We start from the raw sequence: 19,236 nt of genomic DNA on the forward strand, positions 1-19,236 counted from the left end.
TTTAACTTTTGTCACAGCCCCTTAATTTTTAGTAACTATCTCCTCAGAGATTTTCAAGAGTATGTTTTTTGTCTTTTGCGGCCAAAAAATAACCGACTGCATAAATTGACCAAGCCCAGACGATGTGACCAAAGAACTCAGAAAAATGTTCATCAAATGGCTGGTTCCACGCTGCGGGCACAGTCCCCATTGCAGGCATAATAATCAGATGAAAAGCTACCCAGACAGCAATCCCATAAGCTGCACCTTGCCAGAGTGTAACTTTACTCCAGTACTGCGCGAGAAATAGGAATAGGGCTGCAAAAACGATTGAGAAGGCGAAATGAATAATAAGAGCAACATAGAAGTCCTTCTGATCGGTAGAATAATACACAAATGCATGCGTTGTTGCATGCGACATCCCAAGCTGTTCAAGTAAATGCTGCGGTGGATTTGTGGCGTTTCGGGCTAGAGTTCGTGGTGGGAGCAATGTTTCCCAACCAATTTTGACCATTCCGGAAATCATTCCAGCAATTAAACCATACCAAAGTGTTTTGGCAACAATTGCACCAAATGGAGCATGCGGTTTAGAAATTTGAAACATGATATTCACCTCGTTAATTTAGGAACAGTGATCATTATAGGTTTATGTGATTTTTTTATCAAGTATGATGATTGCAACTAAAGCTTTAACATTGGTTATTATAATAATTAACTAAAAAAGTCACAAGACCTCTTTAAGCGCATCTTTTGCTAGTGAAAAATTCTTATGCTAAGGTTAACATAAATCTTATAATAGAGGTTAAGTTCGCTACGAATCAAGGCATGCTTAGCAAACGAATTGGACACTTTAAGTATTTGGCAAGGCATTGCCACAGGAGTACAAGTCTATACTGGAGATGACTAGCGCTCAAATTATTTTGCTTTCCAAGGTAACCAGCTTGAAACGTTGAGTCTGCTCCTAGATGCAAAGTCGCCGATCACCTTTAAAAATATTCCTGAAAAAATGATAAATTATGGTGGGGCAAGTCCTTTAAGCAACAAGGACACAATATTCAGAAAAAGTACTTGCCGAAATAGTTGCAGCATCTTAGCAGAAATTGGGGGGATTGGAATGACAATTGAACCATTAACAATTAAAATCGGAGGAGAGCAACTTGTTTTTCTCAAAAAAAGGCTCCGGCAAACCATGCTTCCAGCGGCATTAGAGATGTCTGACTGGGATCAGGGCATGAGTGGTGACTATTTTCAGAAACTGATCAGTTATTGGAGTACTGAGTTTAGGTGGCAGCAACAGGAAGTCAAACTTAACCGCTTCAAGAATTTTCAGGCGGTTCTGGGTGATTTTAGAGTACATTTTATTTATGAACGTGGTGCAAGTTCAAACTCGATCCCGATCATCTTAACACATGGATGGCCGGATAGTTTCTTACGCTACACTAAAGTATTGCCGCTTTTGACCAAAAAGAGAAGGTTTGCAGACGGACAGGAGTTTTCCTTTGACGTGGTGATTCCTTCTTTACCTGGATTTGGTTTTTCTAATTATCCGGCGGCCGTTCCCGCAATTAACAATGCTACAATTGCAGCATTGTGGCAGAGACTGATGACTGAAGAACTAGGATATTCAAAATTTATTGCAGCAGGTGGAGATCTTGGTTCAAGTATTTCACGTTATTTGGCAGCTGATAACCCGGCTAACTTGCTAGGTCTTTATCTAAATGATGTTGGCATTATTAGGGAACTTTTAACTCCGCAGCCAGATGATCAAGCAGATTTACGCGTTTATCAAAAAAAGGTTCAGACGTGGTTGCGTACGGAAGCTGCATTCATGAATTTGCAAGCAACTAAGCCGCAGACACTCGCATTTGCCTTAGCAGATTCACCTGCCGGGTTGGCCGCTTGGTTGTTAGAAAAATTTCATGCTTGGAGCGATAGTCAGACAACGTGGAAACTTGATGAGCTTTTAACGAATGTCATGCTTTATTGGCTCGGAAATTCAAGTGCAACTGCAGGCAGACTTTACTATGAGAATGCCCACCAGCTTAAATCATTGGGAAAACTTGCCGTACCGACGGGAGTATGTCGACTTCCGGCAGACCTTTTGTTACCGCCCAAGGACTGGGTAGCAGCTCACTTTAATCTGATTCACTGGACTAAGTTGTCATCTGGTGGTCATTTTACTGCTTGGGAAAATCCCCAAGAATATGCAACCGACCTTTTTGACTTTACGCATAAGCTCAAGTTGCTGTAAATATTAAACCCAAAGCTAAAGCCTGCCCTGATTTACTGTAAGTAATTTTAATGCTAATATGCACATATGAAATAAAAAACATGCAAAGCTGTCGTGTCAGCGGTAAGAAGGTCTGAACATGCAAGTAAAAACTAGTTACAGTAAATTACTACAAAAAAGTTTGCGAACTGAATATTTTTCAGTGGGCTGGATGTTTCTTGAATTTTTAGTGGCCCTTTATTCAGGAATAAGGGCCGGTTCCATTCTCTTGATTGCTTTTGGGCTTGATAGTCTGCTTGAAATTATTGCCGGATTGACATTGATTTGGCGGTTACACAAAGCGGAAGTTGCGGGAATGACTGAAAGTGACATAAAAATTGCAGAGCGTCGGTCATCTTTAGTGGTTGGCAGTGTGCTGCTATTGCTTGGAATTTATATTTTTAGTATTTCAATTTATGATTTAACTGCACATCAAGGGGCGCAAGATAGTCTGATGGGAATCGGGCTGGCGGTTTCTGCGGTGTTCTTAATGCCTTTTTTAGTACACAAAAAAAGAAGTCTAGGCAAAGCTTTGCATTCGAAAGCCTTAATTGAGGATGGGATGTGTAATATTACCTGCGCGTATATGGCTGCAACTGTGCTAATCGGGACCTTGTTTACAGCATTATTTAACTGGTGGTGGCTGGATGCGACAGCAGCTTTATTTTTATGCTATTTCATTATGAATGAAGGCCGCGAAGCGCTGCATGAGGGATTAGCACAGGAAAAAAAGGACGAATAGAAGATAAAGTAGCTGCATTGGAGCAGGTATTTTATTTTTTTGTGTTTTAATTGGATTAAGATGTAATAGTTTTTACAGGAGATAAATACATAATTATGAAAGAAAGAGATTTGATTAGAATTAGGGCGGTTTTTCGCGGAGTTATCGTTGGAAGTTTAGTTGGCTTGGTTGTGAGTGCTTTTCGTTACACGATTAGCGAACTCCTAGTTTTTTGGAAATTCTGCTATCATTTAGCTGGAACTTCGGTTTATGATGCATGTCTGGTAGTCTTTGGACTGCTATGTTTAACCTGGATAATTGGATTGTTTATCACCCATGAAAAACATATTATGGGCTCAGGAATACCAGAAGTTGAATTGCAATTAGTAGATCGCCTGCAACTGAATCCGGTTTCTGTTTTAATCAGCAAGTTCATTGCTGGCAGCTTAGCGCTCGGGACTGGTGGATTCCTTGGACGTGAGGGGCCTTCTGTGCAACTCGGTGCTGCAGTTGGACAGATTTATGCAGAAAAAATTAAAGTGTCTAAGGCTGACTGGCGCCTCTTAGTGGCAACTGGGGCAGCCGCAGGACTTTCTGCGGCGTTTGGTGCACCTTTAGCCGGGACAATGTTTATCCTTGAAGAAGTGGCGCATAGCTTTTCAGTTTTGTTATGGATTGAGGCTTTGAGCGGTGCTTTAGCTGCTGATTTGGTGACAGATCACTTTTTTGGACTTGAACCGGTACTTGCGATTCACTACAGTGCAAGTTTCCCACTACGTTATTATTGGATCTTAGTATTATTGGGACTTTTGCTTGGCGGTTTAGGGACTATTTACCAGCAAGTGACCTTGAATACCGGAATTTTTTATCGCTTTTTGCGTTGGATTCCACGCAAATGGCAGTCGATTGTAATGTTTGTTGCCATCTTACCACTTGGAATCTGGGCACCGACCTTATTAGGAGGCGGAGAAAATTTAATCAAAGGGTTGCCACTAAGTAACAGCAATTTGCAAATTATTTTGCTGCTTTTTTTAGTGCGCTTTGTGCTCTCAGCTGTTTCGTTTGGTTCCGGAAGTCCGGGTGGAATTTTCTTGCCAATTCTGACCCTTGGAGCAATCATCGGGCTGGCAGTCGGCAGGAGTGCAGTTAATTTGCAGCTTTTGCCAGCAGTTTATCTGCCTAATATCATTATTTTTTCTTTAGCAGGCTATTTTGCTTGTATCAGTAAAGCGCCTTTCACTGCAATTTTATTAATTGCTGAAATGGTCGGTTCGCTTGCACACCTTTTGCCGCTGGCATTTGTTTCTTTGATTGCCTACCTCTTCGTTGATCTTTTAGGTGGGGCACCTATATATGAGTCACTAGCTGCCAGAATTGGATTGAACACCGTTTTAAAGGAACGAGAAAAGCCTCAGTTGCAACGCGTTGAACTTAGTGTCTCACCTGCAGGCAGTTTTACTGATCGGGAAGTTAAGGAGATTCCGTGGCCAACACAGGTAATTTTAACCAGAGTGGTGCGCAACGGAAATGAATTATTAGGTAAAGGGGATTTAATAATTCAACCCGGTGATAAGTTAATTTTGCTTGTGCCTGCAACGACCGCAGCAGCAGTTTCTACCGCTTTAGCACGCCTGAATTAACTACCATCATGAGGTCTTTAGAGATTGTGTTATACTTAAACGTGTATTGTCAATTTTTAAAGGAGTGAGTATTTTATTAACGCAAAAAGTAAGAAAATCAGTTTGTTTAGCCTTGTGATGCTTGGACTCGGGTCGTTAATCGGCTCAGGCTGGCTTTTTGGATCATGGGAAGCAACTAAAGTCGCAGGCCCGGCTGCGATTATTTCATGGTTCGTAGGTGCCGTGATTATTGGTGTAATCGCGTATAACTATATCGAGCTGGGAACGATGCTGCCAGAATCAGGTGGAATGAGCAAGTATGCACAATATACACACGGTTCTTTATTGGGTTTCATCGCCTCCTGGGCGAACTGGATTTCTTTAATTACTTTAATCCCAATTGAAGCAGTTGCGGCTGTTCAATATATGGGATCGTGGCCATGGAGTTGGGCAAGTTTTACCCATTCTTTTATTAAGAATGGCACAATCACTACTACAGGGCTGCTCGTAGTTTTTCTGTTTATCATTATCTTTACTTTGTTTAATTACTGGTCAGTTTCTTTGTTGACTAGATTCACAAGCTTTATTTCAATTTTCAAGATTGGGATTCCTGTGCTGACGATTCTAATGCTCTTTCTTTCAAGCTTTCATCCTGAAAATTTTGGAACTAACCTGCATGAATTTATGCCGTATGGGTCTTCGGCAATCTTTAGAGCAACAACTGTTTCAGGGATTATTTTCTCGTTTAATGCATTTCAAACGGTCATTAATATGGGCAGTGAAATCGAAAACCCTAAGATGAATATTCGAAGAGGTATCGTTTTTTCATTGTTAATCAGTGCTGTAATTTATATTTTATTACAGGCGGTCTTTATTACTGCCTTAGAACCGCAAACAATTGCCAAAGCAGGTTGGAGCGGCATCAATTTTAATTCACCATTTGCCGATTTAGCAATTCTCTTGGGAATTCATTGGTTATCTGTCTTGTTGTACATGGATGCTTTTGTGTCACCCTTTGGAACTGGCGTTTCGTTTGTAGCTTCAACTGGGCGTGCGCTGGCTGCGATGATCGACAATAAGCATCTTCCACATTTTCTTGGGAAAGTTGATAAAAACCTTGGAATTCCACGAGTAGCAATTGTCACAAATTCACTGTTGAGTATGGTGCTCGTTTCGATTTTCCGTTCATGGGGAACACTTGCAAGTGTAATTTCCACAGCGACACTGATTGCCTATTTAACAGGTCCGGTGACAGTCGTTTCCTTCCGTAAAATGGCACCGGAGTTTAATCGACCAGTTAAAAATTCTAACTTAAAATTTATGGCACCTTTAGCCTTTGTACTTTCTTCACTAGCAGTTTACTGGGCAATGTGGCCGACTACGATTCAGGTGATTTTGATTGGGCTTCCATTTTATATTTATTATGAATGGAAAACTGATTGGTTTAAGACTAAAAAACAAATTGCAGGAAGTCTCTGGATGATTTTCTACCTTGCATTCTTAACCTTGATTTCGTTCATTGGCAGCAAGGATTTTAACGGATTGGGGATTATTCCGTATCCTTTTGATTTTCTGGTCGTGATAGTAGTTTCCCTGTTCTTTTATCATTGGGGGACAGAAAGCCGCTTATTTACCAAGTATTTTAAACAGGCAAAAAGAGTTAACAACTTGACCAAAAGAAAAGGCGGTCAAAAATCCTCTCAAGAGGAGAAATAATTTCGTTTGCAGCTTAGCTGTTTTTACGCTTTGAATTTCAAATTTGCTAATTTTGGATTGTTTTTAAAAGAAAAAGCAGGCAAATATGCGGTTATGTGATAGCATGTAGTTAGATTGGGACGCAGAGCTTAAGCGCTATTAAGCAACTGAAGCTCAGTAGACCACGTTATAAGTGAGGAGGCGTTATTTCTACGTGAAGAGAAAAGAACACGTCCAAACTGAGGTCCAATTGATTGATGAGCGCCATTTGGCCGAATCTAAAAGGATCTTTAAGCTGTTAAGCAATCCAATTCGGCTTCAAATGCTGAATGTATTAGAACAAAAAGAATTAAATGTGGGAGAAATCGGGCATTTACTGCAAATTGAGCAGTCAGTAATTTCGCATCAATTAGCGCTTTTACGGCAGCACCAACTGGTCAGTGCACATAGAGTTGGCAAGGCGAACTATTATCGCCTAGATGATCCCCATATTTTAGATGTTATTAATGAAATGATTGAACATGCAGATCATGTGATGCGTGGGCAAAAACATGGCCATTAAGATAAGAAAGTACCAGGTATGAGACACAGGCTAGTTGATTTCCCCAAATTCCTTTAGGTTAATGGAGAGGATCGAGAATATGAGCAAATATGATACTTTGTGGGCATACTTTCGCAATAAAAGGGAACCAGAGATTAAGTTGAGCTTTGCGAAGATTAAAAAAATAGCGGGGATCGAATTGGACCATTCCTTTTTGAGTTACAAAAAGGAACTACTGACGTATGGTTACACAGTTAGTAAAATCTCGCTTAAGAGTCAATACGTTGTTTTCAATCGGATAGATTAGCAGCAAGGCGTAAAAAGAACTGCTCCAAGCAAACCTGAATTTAATCAGTTGCTTGGAGCATTTTTTTTGATGACTAGCAATTTTTGGATAAGATGTGTTTCGTCCACAATGATGGTGTAGTTAATCTTTTCCACGTAAAACAACGCTGCGAAAATGCAATTGTTCATCACCATAGACCCATTTATCGATGTAGCTTGCAAGCTCTTCGGGTGATTCTTTGAGACCGGTTTTTAACCAATAGCGAACGGCGCCGATAATTCCATTTAAGCAATATTCAAACATGTAGTGTTCTTCGGTTTTATTTTTAAAAGGGAATGTCTTGATTTCGTGGTCATTTTTTAGAATCTCATTTTTAGCGTTTGTTAGAAACTGTGTTAAGAATTCTGGATCGTTTGTCAGCACAAAAAGTGAGACTGCTGAGCGTTTTTTGACGACTTCTAAAATACTGGTCAAAACATTTTTTAAAGAATCTGGACTAGTGCGTCGATTAATAATGGTCAGTAATTTTTCAGTCGTTTCCTGCTCCATCTCATGCATACAATCAGGAATATCCTGATAATGGGCGTAAAATGTAGCCCGATTGACATCTGCAATTTTGCATAATTCGGTTACTGTAATTGCATTCAATGTTTTTTCTTGTAGCAAATCAATTAAACTGCTTTGAATTATGAGTTTAGTCATCTGTACACGTCGATTATTTTTTGTTCCCGCCATTAGAACTTGCTCCTTTTTTAGCATAAATTCAACGATTTAAGTAATAATGTTGATTTAAAAACACCTGTTGGTTAGCTGTTGGTTGAAAAATAGCTTTCTTTATTCTAACATATTAGTATCATTTAAACACATTGTTGTAAAGATGTCACGACGTTGTACTACATTTTGACAGCAATCTAAAAATTTTAAGGGAGAGAAGTCACGAGATGAGAGGGAGTAAAAAACAGTTCATAATTCAAGCAGTTGTCTGGCTTCTTATAATGTGTGCTGCAGTTATTTTATTACCTAATGTGGGGCAGTTAGTGCGTGACAAGGGGCAGATGAAACTGCCAAGTAGTGCTAAGAGCCAAGTTGCACAGGTAATTCAAGACAATTGGGGACGTGATCAGGGAAATACGCGTCAAGTAGTTGTGGTCTTTAATAATGGCAGTTCGCCATTGACAACAGCACAAAAGAACAGAATTAAACAAACTGTCAGTCATTTTAAGACTAGCAAGCAAAAGTATGGGATCAAAGATGTGACAGCAGCTAATGACAATGCTGCTACCAAGAAACAGTTGATCTCGAAGGATAAGTCAACCGAATTGTTACAATTGATGGTCGACAAACAACAAACCGTTAAGAAAATGAAGACGTTGATCACTTCTGGGGCTAAAACCCAAGGTGTTAAAACTTATGTTACAGGCAGCGACATCTTGAATGATGATTTTATTCAAGAGACAGAACAAGGCTTAAAGAAGACTGAGTTAATCACTGTGATTTTTATTTTCATTATCTTAACTTTGGTTTTCCGGTCGCCAATTACGCCACTTGTTTCATTGCTTTCGGTCGGGGTATCTTTCATTATTTCGTTAAGTGTTGTGATGAACCTTGTTGAGAAATTTAACTTTCCGCTTTCAAATTTCACCCAAGTCTTTATGGTTGTGGTTTTATTTGGGATAGGAACGGATTACAATATTCTGCTGTTTGATCAATATAAAGAAGAACTTAGTCGCGAAAAAGACGTGATTACGGCCACTAGGAATGCGTTGCGGATTGCAGGACGCACGATCCTATATAGTGGTTCATCAGTTTTGATTGGCTTTACAGCATTAGGATTAGCCAATTTTTCTGTTTATCGTTCAGCAGTGGGAGTTGCAGTGGCCGTAGCAGTTTTGCTACTAGTTTTATTGACGCTCAACCCATTTTTTATGTGGATTTTAGGGCGGCGTCTTTTTTGGCCGACTAAGAACTTTGGTAGCGGCAGTAGTAGTCGTTTGTGGCACGGGATTTCCACGCGAGCGGTTAGGCATCCATTCATTGCAATCGCGCTTGTCTTAGTAATTGGGGTTCCGTTTCTTGCGACATATCATAATGAGCTTAACTATGATACGCTTGCAGAATTAAACGATTCGATTCCAGCTAAAAAGGGCTTTAAAGTAGTCCAGAAACATTTTTCTAAAGGGACAGCTGAGCCTTCAACACTGTATATTAAAACCAATCATCCTTTAAACAATGAGAAAGACTTGAAGGAGATTGACGCGCTAACACGCAGGCTTAAGAAAATTGCTGGTGTAAAAACAGTTGCATCTGTAACACAACCAGGCGGTTCTGAAATTAGTAGCTTGTACGTTACTAAACAGCTAAAGACAGTTACTAACGGTATGAAATCTGCAAGTAGTGGGTTAAACCAAATTGGAACTGGGTTGAATAGTGCCAACCAGCAACTAGGAAATGCAAACTTGCAACAGGGTGTTACGGGTGCAAAACAGTTGGCTAGTGGGACGGCAACACTTAAGTCCGGGAGTCAACAGTTAAGTAGTGGTGCAACGACACTTGCTAATGGGGCGTCTGCATTGCAGCAAGGAACCACGACTTATACCAGTGGAATTAATACGCTCAACAACGCACTCAATACTTTGAACAGCAAGCAGTCCCAGATAACGACAGGTGTGGGGACACTTAATAGTAGTGTCGCGAAGCTGCAAAGCGGTTCGCAACAAGTAGCAGCCGGATTAGCACAATTGCAAAGTAAAGTTAACGCAGCTACAGGGACAGGCAATACGGCACAGATTCAGGAGCTAAAAAGCAAGTTAGGCGAGTTGAATAGTGCAATGGCCCAACTTGAAAAATCAACCGGTAGCACCAATTTACCGGATATTAGCGGTATAAAAACAACTGCAACGGCATTGACGAGTTCGAGTACAAAGGCGCAAAATGATGCGCAAACGCTGCAGACTGCGTTAACGAGTCTAGCAAGCAGCAATTCGGATGCAGCTACACAGCAGAAAATGTTAAATGAAATTTTTGCTGCAATTGCACAGACTGGAACGGCATTAAACACACAGCAAAAAGCTGCCTTAACCACTGTAATGAGTTCGATTGCAAAGTCTAATGTACAGCAATTAAGTGGTGCAACGACCGCCGCTTCGAGTTTGAAAAATGATCTTAGTGCTCTTACTACAGCCGGAAACAGCTTAAACACTGAATTGAACCAATTAAATGCTCTTAGTTCACAATTATCACAATTGTCTAATCTCAATCAGCTGGCGGCTAGTTCAATCCAAGCAAACACGGCTTCAATGCAGGCATTGGATAAATTGAGTTCAGCTGTTCAGGGAATGCAACAGATTAAAAGTGCACTTAATGGAAGTACTGGGCAAACAGGACTCACCAGTGGTTCACAACAAGTTGCCAGTGGGCTTAGTCAATTGAGCTCTGGCACAGACGAGATGGCTAGTCAGTTAAGTCAGTATACTAGCGGTGTTGCTAGTGTAACTGCAGGTGCAAATAAGCTGGCTTCAAATTCAGGAACTCTGACTAATGGGACAGCACAGTTAGCTGCTGGCAATCAGCAGTTAGCAGAAAAACAGAGTGAGTTGACCGCTGGATTGACAACCGTCAATAGTGGGCAACAAACGATGTATAATTCTTTGCAAGGATTAGTGGGCCAGATGCAAACCCTTAGAAACGGGCTCAGCACTGCAAGCAACGGAACGCAGAAAATTAATCAAGGTGTTGGTTCAGCCAATAGTTATCTGACAGGCTTGAAAAATTCTGCGGCTTCTAAAACGTATTATGTTCCTAAGAGCGTTTTGCAGGGTAAGACCTATAAACAAAGTTTGCAAGCTTATATGTCTGGCAATTACAATGCAACGAAGATCACGATTGTTCTGGATGAAAATCCAAGTTCTGAAAGTGCGATGAACAAGATTTCAACTATTCAAGACCAGGCTCAAAAATCATTGAAAGGCACTGCACTTGCTGGTGCGACGGTCGCAATCGGAGGACAGACTTCGACTACTCATGACTTGCAGCAAACTGCATCAAATGATTTCTTGAGAACTGCAACTATTATGTTAATCGGGATCTTGATTGCATTAATGGTTATCACGCGCTCAGTGTTGCAGCCACTATATATCCTAGGGACACTCTTATTAGCTTATGTGATGTCCCTAAGTATCACGAAGCTAATCAGCAGTGCTTTTCTTGGACAGAGCATGCTAACTTGGAATACACCATTCTTTGGCTTTATTATGCTGATTGCCTTAGGGGTGGATTACAGTATCTTCTTAATGATGAAGTACCGCGAATTTGGTAATTTTACAGGGACACCAATTATCAGAATTGTGCGGGCCTCAGCTGTGATTGGAACTGTTGTAATCTCAGCAGCTGTAATTTTGAGTGGGACCTTTGCCGCACTGATTCCATCAGGTGTGTTGACATTAATTCAAGTTGCACTGGTTGTGATCATCGGTCTCATTATTTTGGTATTTGCAATTCCAACGATCATTCCAAGCCTTATTCGGTTAACTTATCCGTTGAAGGATAAAATGGACGATGAAGAGAAGTTCAAAGAGACAGAAAAAAAGCAAAAATAAAATAAGGTTACGAGAGTGTGACATAAGTCGAGAAAATTTGTGTGCTAACTCGAAATTACGAACATAGCGAGTACTTTGCTATGAGTAATTCGAAGTCAGACGGAATAAAAGAGGGGCTGTGACAAAGGTTAAATTTTGTCACAGCCCCTCTATTTTGTAATTTGTTGTTAGCACTCAAAGGCTAACGGTGTTTGTCGGCACTTCTTTTAACGTGCTCCACCAGCAACCTCCTGTGTCTAAGCCTAAATTACGCGTAACCAAGATCAGGTTACTTTGTAATTCAAGGCTTAGCCTGCGATGGTTAAACGCTGAGTGTCGGCACTTCTTTTAACGTGCTCCAAAAGGCAGGTTTCTGTGTTTAGAGTGAATCACACCGGTAACAAGTTCAGTTACCACCGTGATCCAACTCTAAGCCTCAAAACCTAACGCCTCTTTACGCACTTCTATCTTAACGTGCTCAAAGGCTAACGGTGCTTGTCGGCACTTCGATTTACTAGTCGCACTTATGTTATACTCAGCTAGTGGTTTGTGCGCAGTACAAAATTAGTAATTAATAAAGAGTTTGGGGGAATTGAGGATGAACTCACGCATCGCAATCGTTTCAGATAGTCACGGGAATGCAACCGCATTGAAAGCTGTAATTCGAGATGCACTGGAACAAAAAGCTGCTGAATTTTGGTCACTGGGAGATATCGGTTTTGGAGGGGCAAACTCAAAGGAATGTTTTGAACTCCTTGCGCAACAAAATACGACACAGTTTTTAATGGGAAACTGGGAAGCAAGCTATAATGAAGTGCTAACTAAAAAGGTTTTTAATATAAATGATCCGAGCGATGTCTATTTTGTAATGCTTGCAAAATATGAGTATGAACACTTAGGCTCGTACTGGAATCAACGTTTATTAAAACTCCCCCTCACAGCACAAAAGCAGCGCTATAACAGAATTTTTTCATTGACACATAATCTACCTACTAAAAACTATGGACCGGCTTTGCAGCCAACACAACCGCAGGCCAATTTTGACCAGCTAACTCTTGATCCTAAGGTCGATGTGGCATTATATGGGCATACACATACACCCATTTGGAGATATACACAACAAGGCCAGCTAATTTTGAATCCCGGTTCTGTAGGAGAAATCTTTTTTTCACGGACGCGGTTAATGCAAAATCGGAGTGCAAGTTATTTGTTATTGACAGTGACTGCTGAGGGAATTACTGAAGTTGATTTTCGCCGAGTTCCGTATGATGGCGAAATCGAGCTCAAAAAAGCAGCAGCACAAAATTTTCCTTACATGGAGCTGTATCAAAAAAATGTTCAGACTGGAAAAATTGAAACGCATAATCAGCCACTTTTAAAAAAGATCAACGAAGAATTAGGATATCGCAGGGTTGCACAGGAATTTATTACGAGCCTGCAATCAATTCAAGTTGATCATTAATTTAAGAAACCAGCAAGTTAGTGATAGTTTTTCTAAGAAGATTGGGCTGTTGAAAATTACTAAAAGTGGTAGGATAGATTCATTGGTAATTTGGGAAGGGAGTTTTTTAGTTACATGATTACTTTAAAATCGGCACGTGAAATTGCTGGAATGAACAAGTCAGGTGCCATTCTAGCCGCAGCGCATCGGATGCTGCGTGATAAAATTGTTGTCGGAATGGACACATGGGAGATTGAACAATTAGTTGATAACTTTATTCAAGCACATGGTGCGACTGCTTCGGAAAAAGGGGTGGATGGCTATAAATATGCGACTTGCATTAGTATTAATGATGAGGTGGCGCATGCAATTCCGCGTAAGGGCTTGAAGTTAAAAAACCATGACGTGGTAACTGTTGACTTTTGCGTTAATTGGCAAGGTTATCAGAGTGATTCAGCTTGGACCTATGTTGTGGGTGAATCCACGCCAGAAATTGAGCGTTTGCTTGCTGTGACCCATAAGGCGCTTTACTTGGGAATTGAACAGGCACAAGTTGGTAATCGAGTCGGTGATATTGGGTACGCTATTCAAAATTATGTGGAAAATCAAGCACACATGGGTGATGTGCGTGAATTGATCGGCCATGGAATTGGGCCATCCGTGCATGAGGAACCTGATATTTTTCATTATGGGCGTCCGCACCATGGTCTGCGATTGCGTGCAGGAATGGTGATTACGATTGAGCCAATGGTCAATGCGGGCGGTTCGAGTCACATTGAGACAAAAGTTATGCCCAAAATTGACTGGGAGTACTATGTTTCCGCTGATCGCAGTTTAGCCGCTCAATTTGAACACACACTTGCAATTACTGCAACAGGACCTAAGATTTTGACGTCTCAAGATAATGTCTTTGATCAAAAATATTTGCTTTAAAGAAAATATTAGTTAATAAAAAGCTTGTTTGTTTGAATTCTCAAGAATCTGCGGGAATCAAACAAGCAAGCTTTTTTGGTAAATTAAACTTTTAATTCTTACTTAACTGAAAGCTCATTCAATCCGATTAGAAGTATAAGGGCAGCTTTGAATGGAGGAAAATTGGATGAGCATTACTAAAAAGATGACTCTAAGCGTGACAGCAATCGTTTTTTTTAGCGTAGCAGTTCTTGGAATTACAAATTATTTTTTCAGCTATCGAGAAACGTTGAAATCAGCTGGCGTAGAACTTACTGGGTGTGCCAGTATCACAACGGGAATTGAAACTCCTGAGTACCTAATGCAAGTTAAGGCTGGTAAGCTCGAGAATCAGAGTAAGCTTGAAAAACAGGTAGACTGGATTGTGCAGCATAAAAAAATTTTTGCGGAAGCTTATATTCTGGATACTCAAGGAAAGCTAATAGTTGCAGATCAACATGCACGTCAATTGGGTTTTAAAAGAGGAACACAATTCAAGCTTTCAGCTGCAGCACTAAGACAAATCAAAAGTGGCAAAACATATTACACAGGAATCTATGAGCTTAGGGGCCGGCGGGTCATTACAGGATATGCGCCGGTCTATCGCACACAATCTACTTCAATGGCTTCAATGCCAGGAATGTCGCAGAATTCTGGGAAAGGCGCGGTCATTGCAATCAATGCGATTGATTTTGATGGTGGAATTGTCAGCGCTAGAACTTGGGAAATGAATAAATTTGTAATTTTGCTGAGTGTTATTTTGCCGTTGTTGGCTGCAATGATCACAATGTTCTTTGTGCGCCGGCTAACTATCCCAATTAAAAAAATCGGTAGACATGTTGAAAAGGTTGCCCAAGGTGATCTTTCATTGAAGCCATTGGAAATTACGGCGCATGATGAGTTAGGCCAACTGGCTCATGATTTTAATGGAATGGTGGCACAATTGCAAAGATTAATTGGCAATGTCGCCAGCACTAGCCAAAAAATAACCCTTAATTCGCAGGAATTAATTGAGGGTTCTCAAAAAGCTCAAGCTGCGACTGTCCAGAGCGCAACTCAGCTTGCAGAGGCCAACGAGAGCGTAACGCAGCAATCTGTATTAACACAGCAAGCAAATGAGGATCTTGGACAAATGTCGCTGCAATTTAAAGCAATTAGTACTCATATTGAGACTGCTGCACATCAAGCTAACAAAACAAAGCGTCTATCACAGGCTGGGAATACAGTTGTTAAGAATACAATTGCACAAATGGACAGAATTAAACAAAATAGTACTGAACTACAGCAATTAGCAGCTGGTTTAAATGAAAAAGCAAAAGCAATCGATCAAGTTATGACTTTGATCAATGGAATTTCAAAACAAACAAACCTGCTGGCTTTAAACGCGTCCATTGAAGCAGCGCGATCAGAAAATACGCAGGGCCAAGGATTTACAGTTGTTTCAGATGAAATTCGCAAACTTTCGGAACAAACTGGGCAAGCAACACTTGAAGTAGCTGAAGTTGTTACTAAGATTCAAAAAGATGCGGCACTGTCAGTCGCAAAGACGATCGCAGGTGCAACCAGTGTGGCTACAGGAATTACATTAATTAATCAGACAAGTGCCTCGTTTACACAAATTTCAGACAAATCAAATGAAACCTCGCAGCATTTAGCTAGACTTGCGCGCGAAATTTTACAACTACATGCAAAAATGGACAGCATAGTAGGGGAAATCGCGCATATCACTTCCTTTGCAGCTGGAATTGCAGCTAATACTAATAAGATTAGCGAAGCTGGCAGACAGCAAAAGGAGACAATGCAAGAATTTGTCACAGTTTCAGCTGAATTGTCGCAAATCGCTGCGCAATTACTAGCCTTAGTCAATGAATTTAAGTATAAAAAAATAAATTAATCTGAGTATCAAATTTTTCAAAGAAGGCTGCACCAAAAGTGAAATTTCAGCACAACCCCGCTACTTATTCCGGATAAACGTGTTCCATAAGTCAAAATCTTCTGTCTAACAAGAAGTTTTGGCTTATGGAACACTCTTTTTGTCTTTGTTTAGCTTGAACCGTTCGGCAATTACGACAATACAATGTCGTGAATGGTTTTGATTAATTCGTTTCCAGTGGTCATTGAAGCACAGCGATTAGTAAAAAAGATAATGGTCAACTTGTTTTGACTGGTTCCATAGTAGAAAGTATGATAATTCATGTCAGCGCCCTCAGCATGATGAAAAAATGAGGAGTAGTAAATTCCGCCTGAATAGCCAGCATGTGTGCCCATTAGCTGAACAAACTGTGCGTGATTCAATAGCTTTTGTGATTGTAAAGCATTGATAAAAGTATAGTAATTAGTAATACTTGAATAAAGATTGCCACAGCCAAGTTCAGAAGACAGTAATGGCCGCGTGCCCATGAACGGTGCGAGGGGAGTCTTAGTAGCAGTATAAGAATCCGGGACTAAGCTCCTGGTTGGTAACTGATCCCAGATATAAGTCTCTCTCAAATTCAAGGGTTGAATAATCTCAGAATTTAAATCCGTACTGAAGGGGCGCTTTGTTATCTGAGTAATGACTCCTGCCAATAAGGTGTAGTTGGCATTACTGTAATTCCATTTGTGAATGCCTGTAGAAGTCAAATGTGTAATTGTCCAATTAAGTGCGGCTTGATCGCCATGAAGTACTTCTCGTGGCTCAGGTTCTGCCATTTGAATCCCAGAAGTGTGATTTAATAGCTCACGAATCGTAATCTGGTGTGCGTATTTGATCTGAGGATAAAAAGCAGAGATATTTTCATCGAGCCGAATTTTGCCGGCAGAAACCAAGCGTTCGATCATAAAAGCAGTGTAGGCTTTTTGCAGCGACGATAAAGGATATAATTCAGTTACAGTATTTCGCACCTTATGCTGATAGTCTGCATAGCCGTAAGTCCGATAAGTTATTTTTTTTGAACCACTGGCGGTGATTAAAAGCGTTCCCCAAACTTTTGCCCGCGAAACAGCATTATCGATTTTTCGAACTTTAGCTGAAGTGAGTGTAATGTGCTGATTGTCTGCTGCGATTAGATTGCTTTCATTTGATGCGCGCGAAAGCTTGCCATTTCCCAATTGAATCAACAAAAAAAGTGTAATAACAAGCAGACATTTGAAAAAAAAGTGAGTTTTGTGCAACTCCCCCTGAGACATTAAAAAAACCTCTTTAACTAATTAAATTTTTATGTGTATGTTTGTACTTAAAAAGCAAAAAGCAAGTCAAGAGCCATAGAACCAAGGCAAATAGCTGAAGTACTGTCCGATAAGGTTTATTTTTGAGCGTGATCTTAATGGTATTTTTGCCTTTAGCAACATTTACTAGAAAAGTTCCCCGCGTTGACTGCCGAATTTGCTGGACATGTCCATTAACACTTAGTTCATAGTAATCACCAAAATAGTGTAGTAGCGGAAGATTCATCAGTTGTTTCTTTGAACTGTAGAGCTTAAAAGAGAGATGATTATGCGTAAAGTTAAACGGCGGCATTCTTTGTGTTGAGCCGTCTGCTTTGTAGATCAAATTGTGCAGAATTGAGTAGCGCTGCGCATACGCTTTTTGTGGATAATAGTCCGTATGCGCTGCAGTGTTATTCATATTTGAAAAATAACTATAATAATATTTGCCGGGCAAAATAAAACGGGCGTGCGTATTTTCTTCTTTAGCATGTTTAATAAACTGATAAGTTTGAACTTCATAAGCGTGGCTACTATAGGCGGCGCATAGGCCTGGAAAAGCGGCAATCAAGATTGCAACGCAAACAATCCATTCGAAGTTAAGTCTGCTGAAAAATGGTGTAGTACATAAATATTCTAACAGCCATGACCCTGTAAGTGCCATAAAAAATGCAGCAATTCCAAGTAAGCGCCATGGAAACTGAATAACCGCAACGGGGGTGTGCTGGAACAGACCCCAAGGAAAGATAGTTGTAGTTACAACTGTAAATAAAATTGTTAGTCCCAAGCTGACTTGATAGAGTTTGGGCATTTTTTTCCAATAAATAACACCAGCAATGATTATGAGGAGTACAAAAATTCCCAAACTCATATTTAGCTGATTTTTAAGGCACAAACCAATAAAACTGAAAATATCAGGCAGCTTGCCGCCAGGGCTGCGCAAGAGGTTATACTTTCTAGGAAAATGAATCTTGTTTTGAACACTTAAAACAATCATCGGAACGATTTCAAACAGGGTCATGCCAAGTGTGAGCAGACTAGCTTTTAGGGCTGCTTTGGCACGAGCATGTAAATCACCTGTTTTGCAGTAGCAGGCAATAATAACAAAAAGGAAACAGACTGAAAGTGCAAGCAACGTGGATAAAACATGACTGTAAGCTATTAAGGTTAGTCCGATTGCCGCAAGATACCAGGAGTGCCAATTGCGGAAAAACAATTCATATGCGCCTAAGAAAGCCAGCGGAAAAAAACTCAGCGCAATCCATTCTCCAATATCAAAACGATTAAAGATATCAGTCAGATGGTAGACAGAAAAGTTGAATAAAACGGCAAAACAAACCGATTGCAACACGTTATTGCCAGTAAAACGCATCATCGCATAGTAACCAACGATAAACCCTAAATATGTATAGATAATGATGCCAATATAAAAAGCAAGTAAGGGATGCGGGAATACAATCCGCAAGAGTGCAAATGGCAGTAATGTTATATTGGGATAGAACTGTTGGGAAACAGCTCCTACATTCCGAAAAGATGAAAAACTAAAAGGTGCTAATAAATTATTATGATTCTGAATTGCATTTGTGAGTTCGGTGATCCGCGAGAGGTGGAATTTGATATCGCCGCCGCCGTAAAAGTATCCTTTGGAAGAAAAGATATATACGCTGAGATAGGATAATGCAAGGAAAATTAACTGAAGCATAATTTTCTTTAATAAAGTAGACTGTTTTTTGTTAATAAAAGTGGTCATTTTGGAGACTCCCATCAACTATAAGATTGTAAATAAATGCTTACGCTACTTGTAACTATGCGAGTCAAATTAGACTAATCTATGATCTTTCAGAAATTTTTAGATAATTTTAAGAGACGTTGCATAAATTTACATATTTCTCAGCAAAATGAGTAAGCAAAAACCGCATCAAAAGTACAGTTGCTGACAGAGATGCGACAAGCGGTCTTTAGTTTTATTTAATA

14 protein-coding genes are annotated in these 19,236 nt (G+C 40.2%); 10 read left to right on the forward strand and 4 right to left on the reverse strand.

Features of this window, described 5'->3' with window-relative positions; genetic code table 11:
* Positions 1-43 precede the first annotated feature (43 nt).
* On the reverse strand, positions 44-583 hold the full coding sequence (locus tag FD50_RS05710; RefSeq protein ID WP_056960756.1) for a YagU family protein: 540 nt from the start codon (positions 581-583) through the stop codon (positions 44-46).
* A 510-nt stretch (positions 584-1,093) separates the two neighbouring features.
* Here FD50_RS05710 and FD50_RS05715 point away from each other — a divergent pair.
* From FD50_RS05715 to FD50_RS05740, 6 genes are all read left to right on the forward strand, one after another.
* A complete protein-coding gene (locus tag FD50_RS05715; protein WP_056960757.1) occupies positions 1,094-2,230 on the forward strand; it encodes an epoxide hydrolase family protein in 1,137 nt (378 codons plus the stop codon).
* Between the two features lie 118 nt (positions 2,231-2,348).
* Positions 2,349-2,990, forward strand: a complete 642-nt coding sequence (locus tag FD50_RS05720; protein ID WP_056960758.1) for a cation efflux transmembrane domain-containing protein — start codon at positions 2,349-2,351, stop codon at positions 2,988-2,990.
* 95 nt (positions 2,991-3,085) lie between these two features.
* The gene (locus FD50_RS05725) at positions 3,086-4,609 is read left to right on the forward strand and encodes a ClC family H(+)/Cl(-) exchange transporter (protein ID WP_082610441.1); all 1,524 of its coding nucleotides are present in this window, start codon (positions 3,086-3,088) and stop codon (positions 4,607-4,609) included.
* 75 nt (positions 4,610-4,684) lie between these two features.
* A complete protein-coding gene (locus FD50_RS05730; RefSeq protein WP_420806262.1) occupies positions 4,685-6,304 on the forward strand; it encodes an APC family permease in 1,620 nt (539 codons plus the stop codon).
* Positions 6,305-6,497: 193 nt separating this feature from the next.
* Positions 6,498-6,845, forward strand: coding sequence for an ArsR/SmtB family transcription factor (locus FD50_RS05735; RefSeq protein ID WP_056960759.1), 348 nt, complete (start codon positions 6,498-6,500; stop codon positions 6,843-6,845).
* 79 nt (positions 6,846-6,924) lie between these two features.
* Positions 6,925-7,131, forward strand: coding sequence for a hypothetical protein (locus FD50_RS05740; RefSeq protein ID WP_056960760.1), 207 nt, complete (start codon positions 6,925-6,927; stop codon positions 7,129-7,131).
* 120 nt (positions 7,132-7,251) lie between these two features.
* Here FD50_RS05740 and FD50_RS05745 read toward each other — a convergent pair whose 3' ends face one another.
* Positions 7,252-7,845 carry a TetR/AcrR family transcriptional regulator gene (locus FD50_RS05745; protein ID WP_054756890.1) on the reverse strand — a complete coding sequence of 198 codons (594 nt, stop codon included), beginning with the start codon at positions 7,843-7,845 and terminating at the stop codon, positions 7,252-7,254.
* A gap of 206 nt (positions 7,846-8,051) precedes the next feature.
* On the opposite strand from FD50_RS05745, the gene FD50_RS05750 reads away from it, so the two are divergent.
* From FD50_RS05750 to FD50_RS05765, 4 genes are all read left to right on the forward strand, one after another.
* Positions 8,052-11,705, forward strand: coding sequence for an MMPL family transporter (locus tag FD50_RS05750; RefSeq protein WP_056960761.1), 3,654 nt, complete (start codon positions 8,052-8,054; stop codon positions 11,703-11,705).
* Positions 11,706-12,282: 577 nt separating this feature from the next.
* Entirely contained in the window at positions 12,283-13,146 is an 864-nt protein-coding gene (locus FD50_RS05755; protein ID WP_056960762.1) for a metallophosphoesterase family protein, read from the forward strand.
* A gap of 114 nt (positions 13,147-13,260) precedes the next feature.
* Complete coding sequence (gene map / locus FD50_RS05760) at positions 13,261-14,058, forward strand: type I methionyl aminopeptidase (RefSeq protein WP_056960763.1); 798 nt, start codon at positions 13,261-13,263, stop codon at positions 14,056-14,058.
* Between the two features lie 166 nt (positions 14,059-14,224).
* Complete coding sequence (locus FD50_RS05765; RefSeq protein WP_056960764.1) at positions 14,225-15,970, forward strand: methyl-accepting chemotaxis protein; 1,746 nt, start codon at positions 14,225-14,227, stop codon at positions 15,968-15,970.
* 170 nt (positions 15,971-16,140) lie between these two features.
* Here FD50_RS05765 and FD50_RS05770 read toward each other — a convergent pair whose 3' ends face one another.
* Both FD50_RS05770 and FD50_RS05775 read right to left on the reverse strand, forming a co-directional pair.
* The gene (locus tag FD50_RS05770) at positions 16,141-17,244 is read right to left on the reverse strand and encodes a serine hydrolase domain-containing protein (protein WP_056960765.1); all 1,104 of its coding nucleotides are present in this window, start codon (positions 17,242-17,244) and stop codon (positions 16,141-16,143) included.
* 13 nt (positions 17,245-17,257) lie between these two features.
* Positions 17,258-19,012 carry a hypothetical protein gene (locus FD50_RS05775; protein ID WP_056960766.1) on the reverse strand — a complete coding sequence of 585 codons (1,755 nt, stop codon included), beginning with the start codon at positions 19,010-19,012 and terminating at the stop codon, positions 17,258-17,260.
* Between the last annotated feature and the right edge of the window lie 224 nt (positions 19,013-19,236).

It is taken from the genome of Liquorilactobacillus satsumensis DSM 16230 = JCM 12392 (assembly GCF_001435195.1).
Lineage (GTDB): Bacteria > Bacillota > Bacilli > Lactobacillales > Lactobacillaceae > Liquorilactobacillus > Liquorilactobacillus satsumensis.

Coding starts and splice junctions, on each gene's coding strand:
- FD50_RS05710 (WP_056960756.1), bottom strand. CDS start 583: ATGTTTCAAATTTCTAAACCGCATGCTCCATTTGGTGCAATTGTTGCC.
- FD50_RS05715 (WP_056960757.1), top strand. CDS start 1,094: ATGACAATTGAACCATTAACAATTAAAATCGGAGGAGAGCAACTTGTT.
- FD50_RS05720 (WP_056960758.1), top strand. CDS start 2,349: ATGCAAGTAAAAACTAGTTACAGTAAATTACTACAAAAAAGTTTGCGA.
- FD50_RS05725 (WP_082610441.1), top strand. CDS start 3,086: ATGAAAGAAAGAGATTTGATTAGAATTAGGGCGGTTTTTCGCGGAGTT.
- FD50_RS05740 (WP_056960760.1), top strand. CDS start 6,925: ATGAGCAAATATGATACTTTGTGGGCATACTTTCGCAATAAAAGGGAA.
- FD50_RS05745 (WP_054756890.1), bottom strand. CDS start 7,845: ATGGCGGGAACAAAAAATAATCGACGTGTACAGATGACTAAACTCATA.
- FD50_RS05750 (WP_056960761.1), top strand. CDS start 8,052: ATGAGAGGGAGTAAAAAACAGTTCATAATTCAAGCAGTTGTCTGGCTT.
- FD50_RS05755 (WP_056960762.1), top strand. CDS start 12,283: ATGAACTCACGCATCGCAATCGTTTCAGATAGTCACGGGAATGCAACC.
- map (WP_056960763.1), top strand. CDS start 13,261: ATGATTACTTTAAAATCGGCACGTGAAATTGCTGGAATGAACAAGTCA.
- FD50_RS05765 (WP_056960764.1), top strand. CDS start 14,225: ATGAGCATTACTAAAAAGATGACTCTAAGCGTGACAGCAATCGTTTTT.
- FD50_RS05770 (WP_056960765.1), bottom strand. CDS start 17,244: ATGTCTCAGGGGGAGTTGCACAAAACTCACTTTTTTTTCAAATGTCTG.
- FD50_RS05775 (WP_056960766.1), bottom strand. CDS start 19,012: ATGACCACTTTTATTAACAAAAAACAGTCTACTTTATTAAAGAAAATT.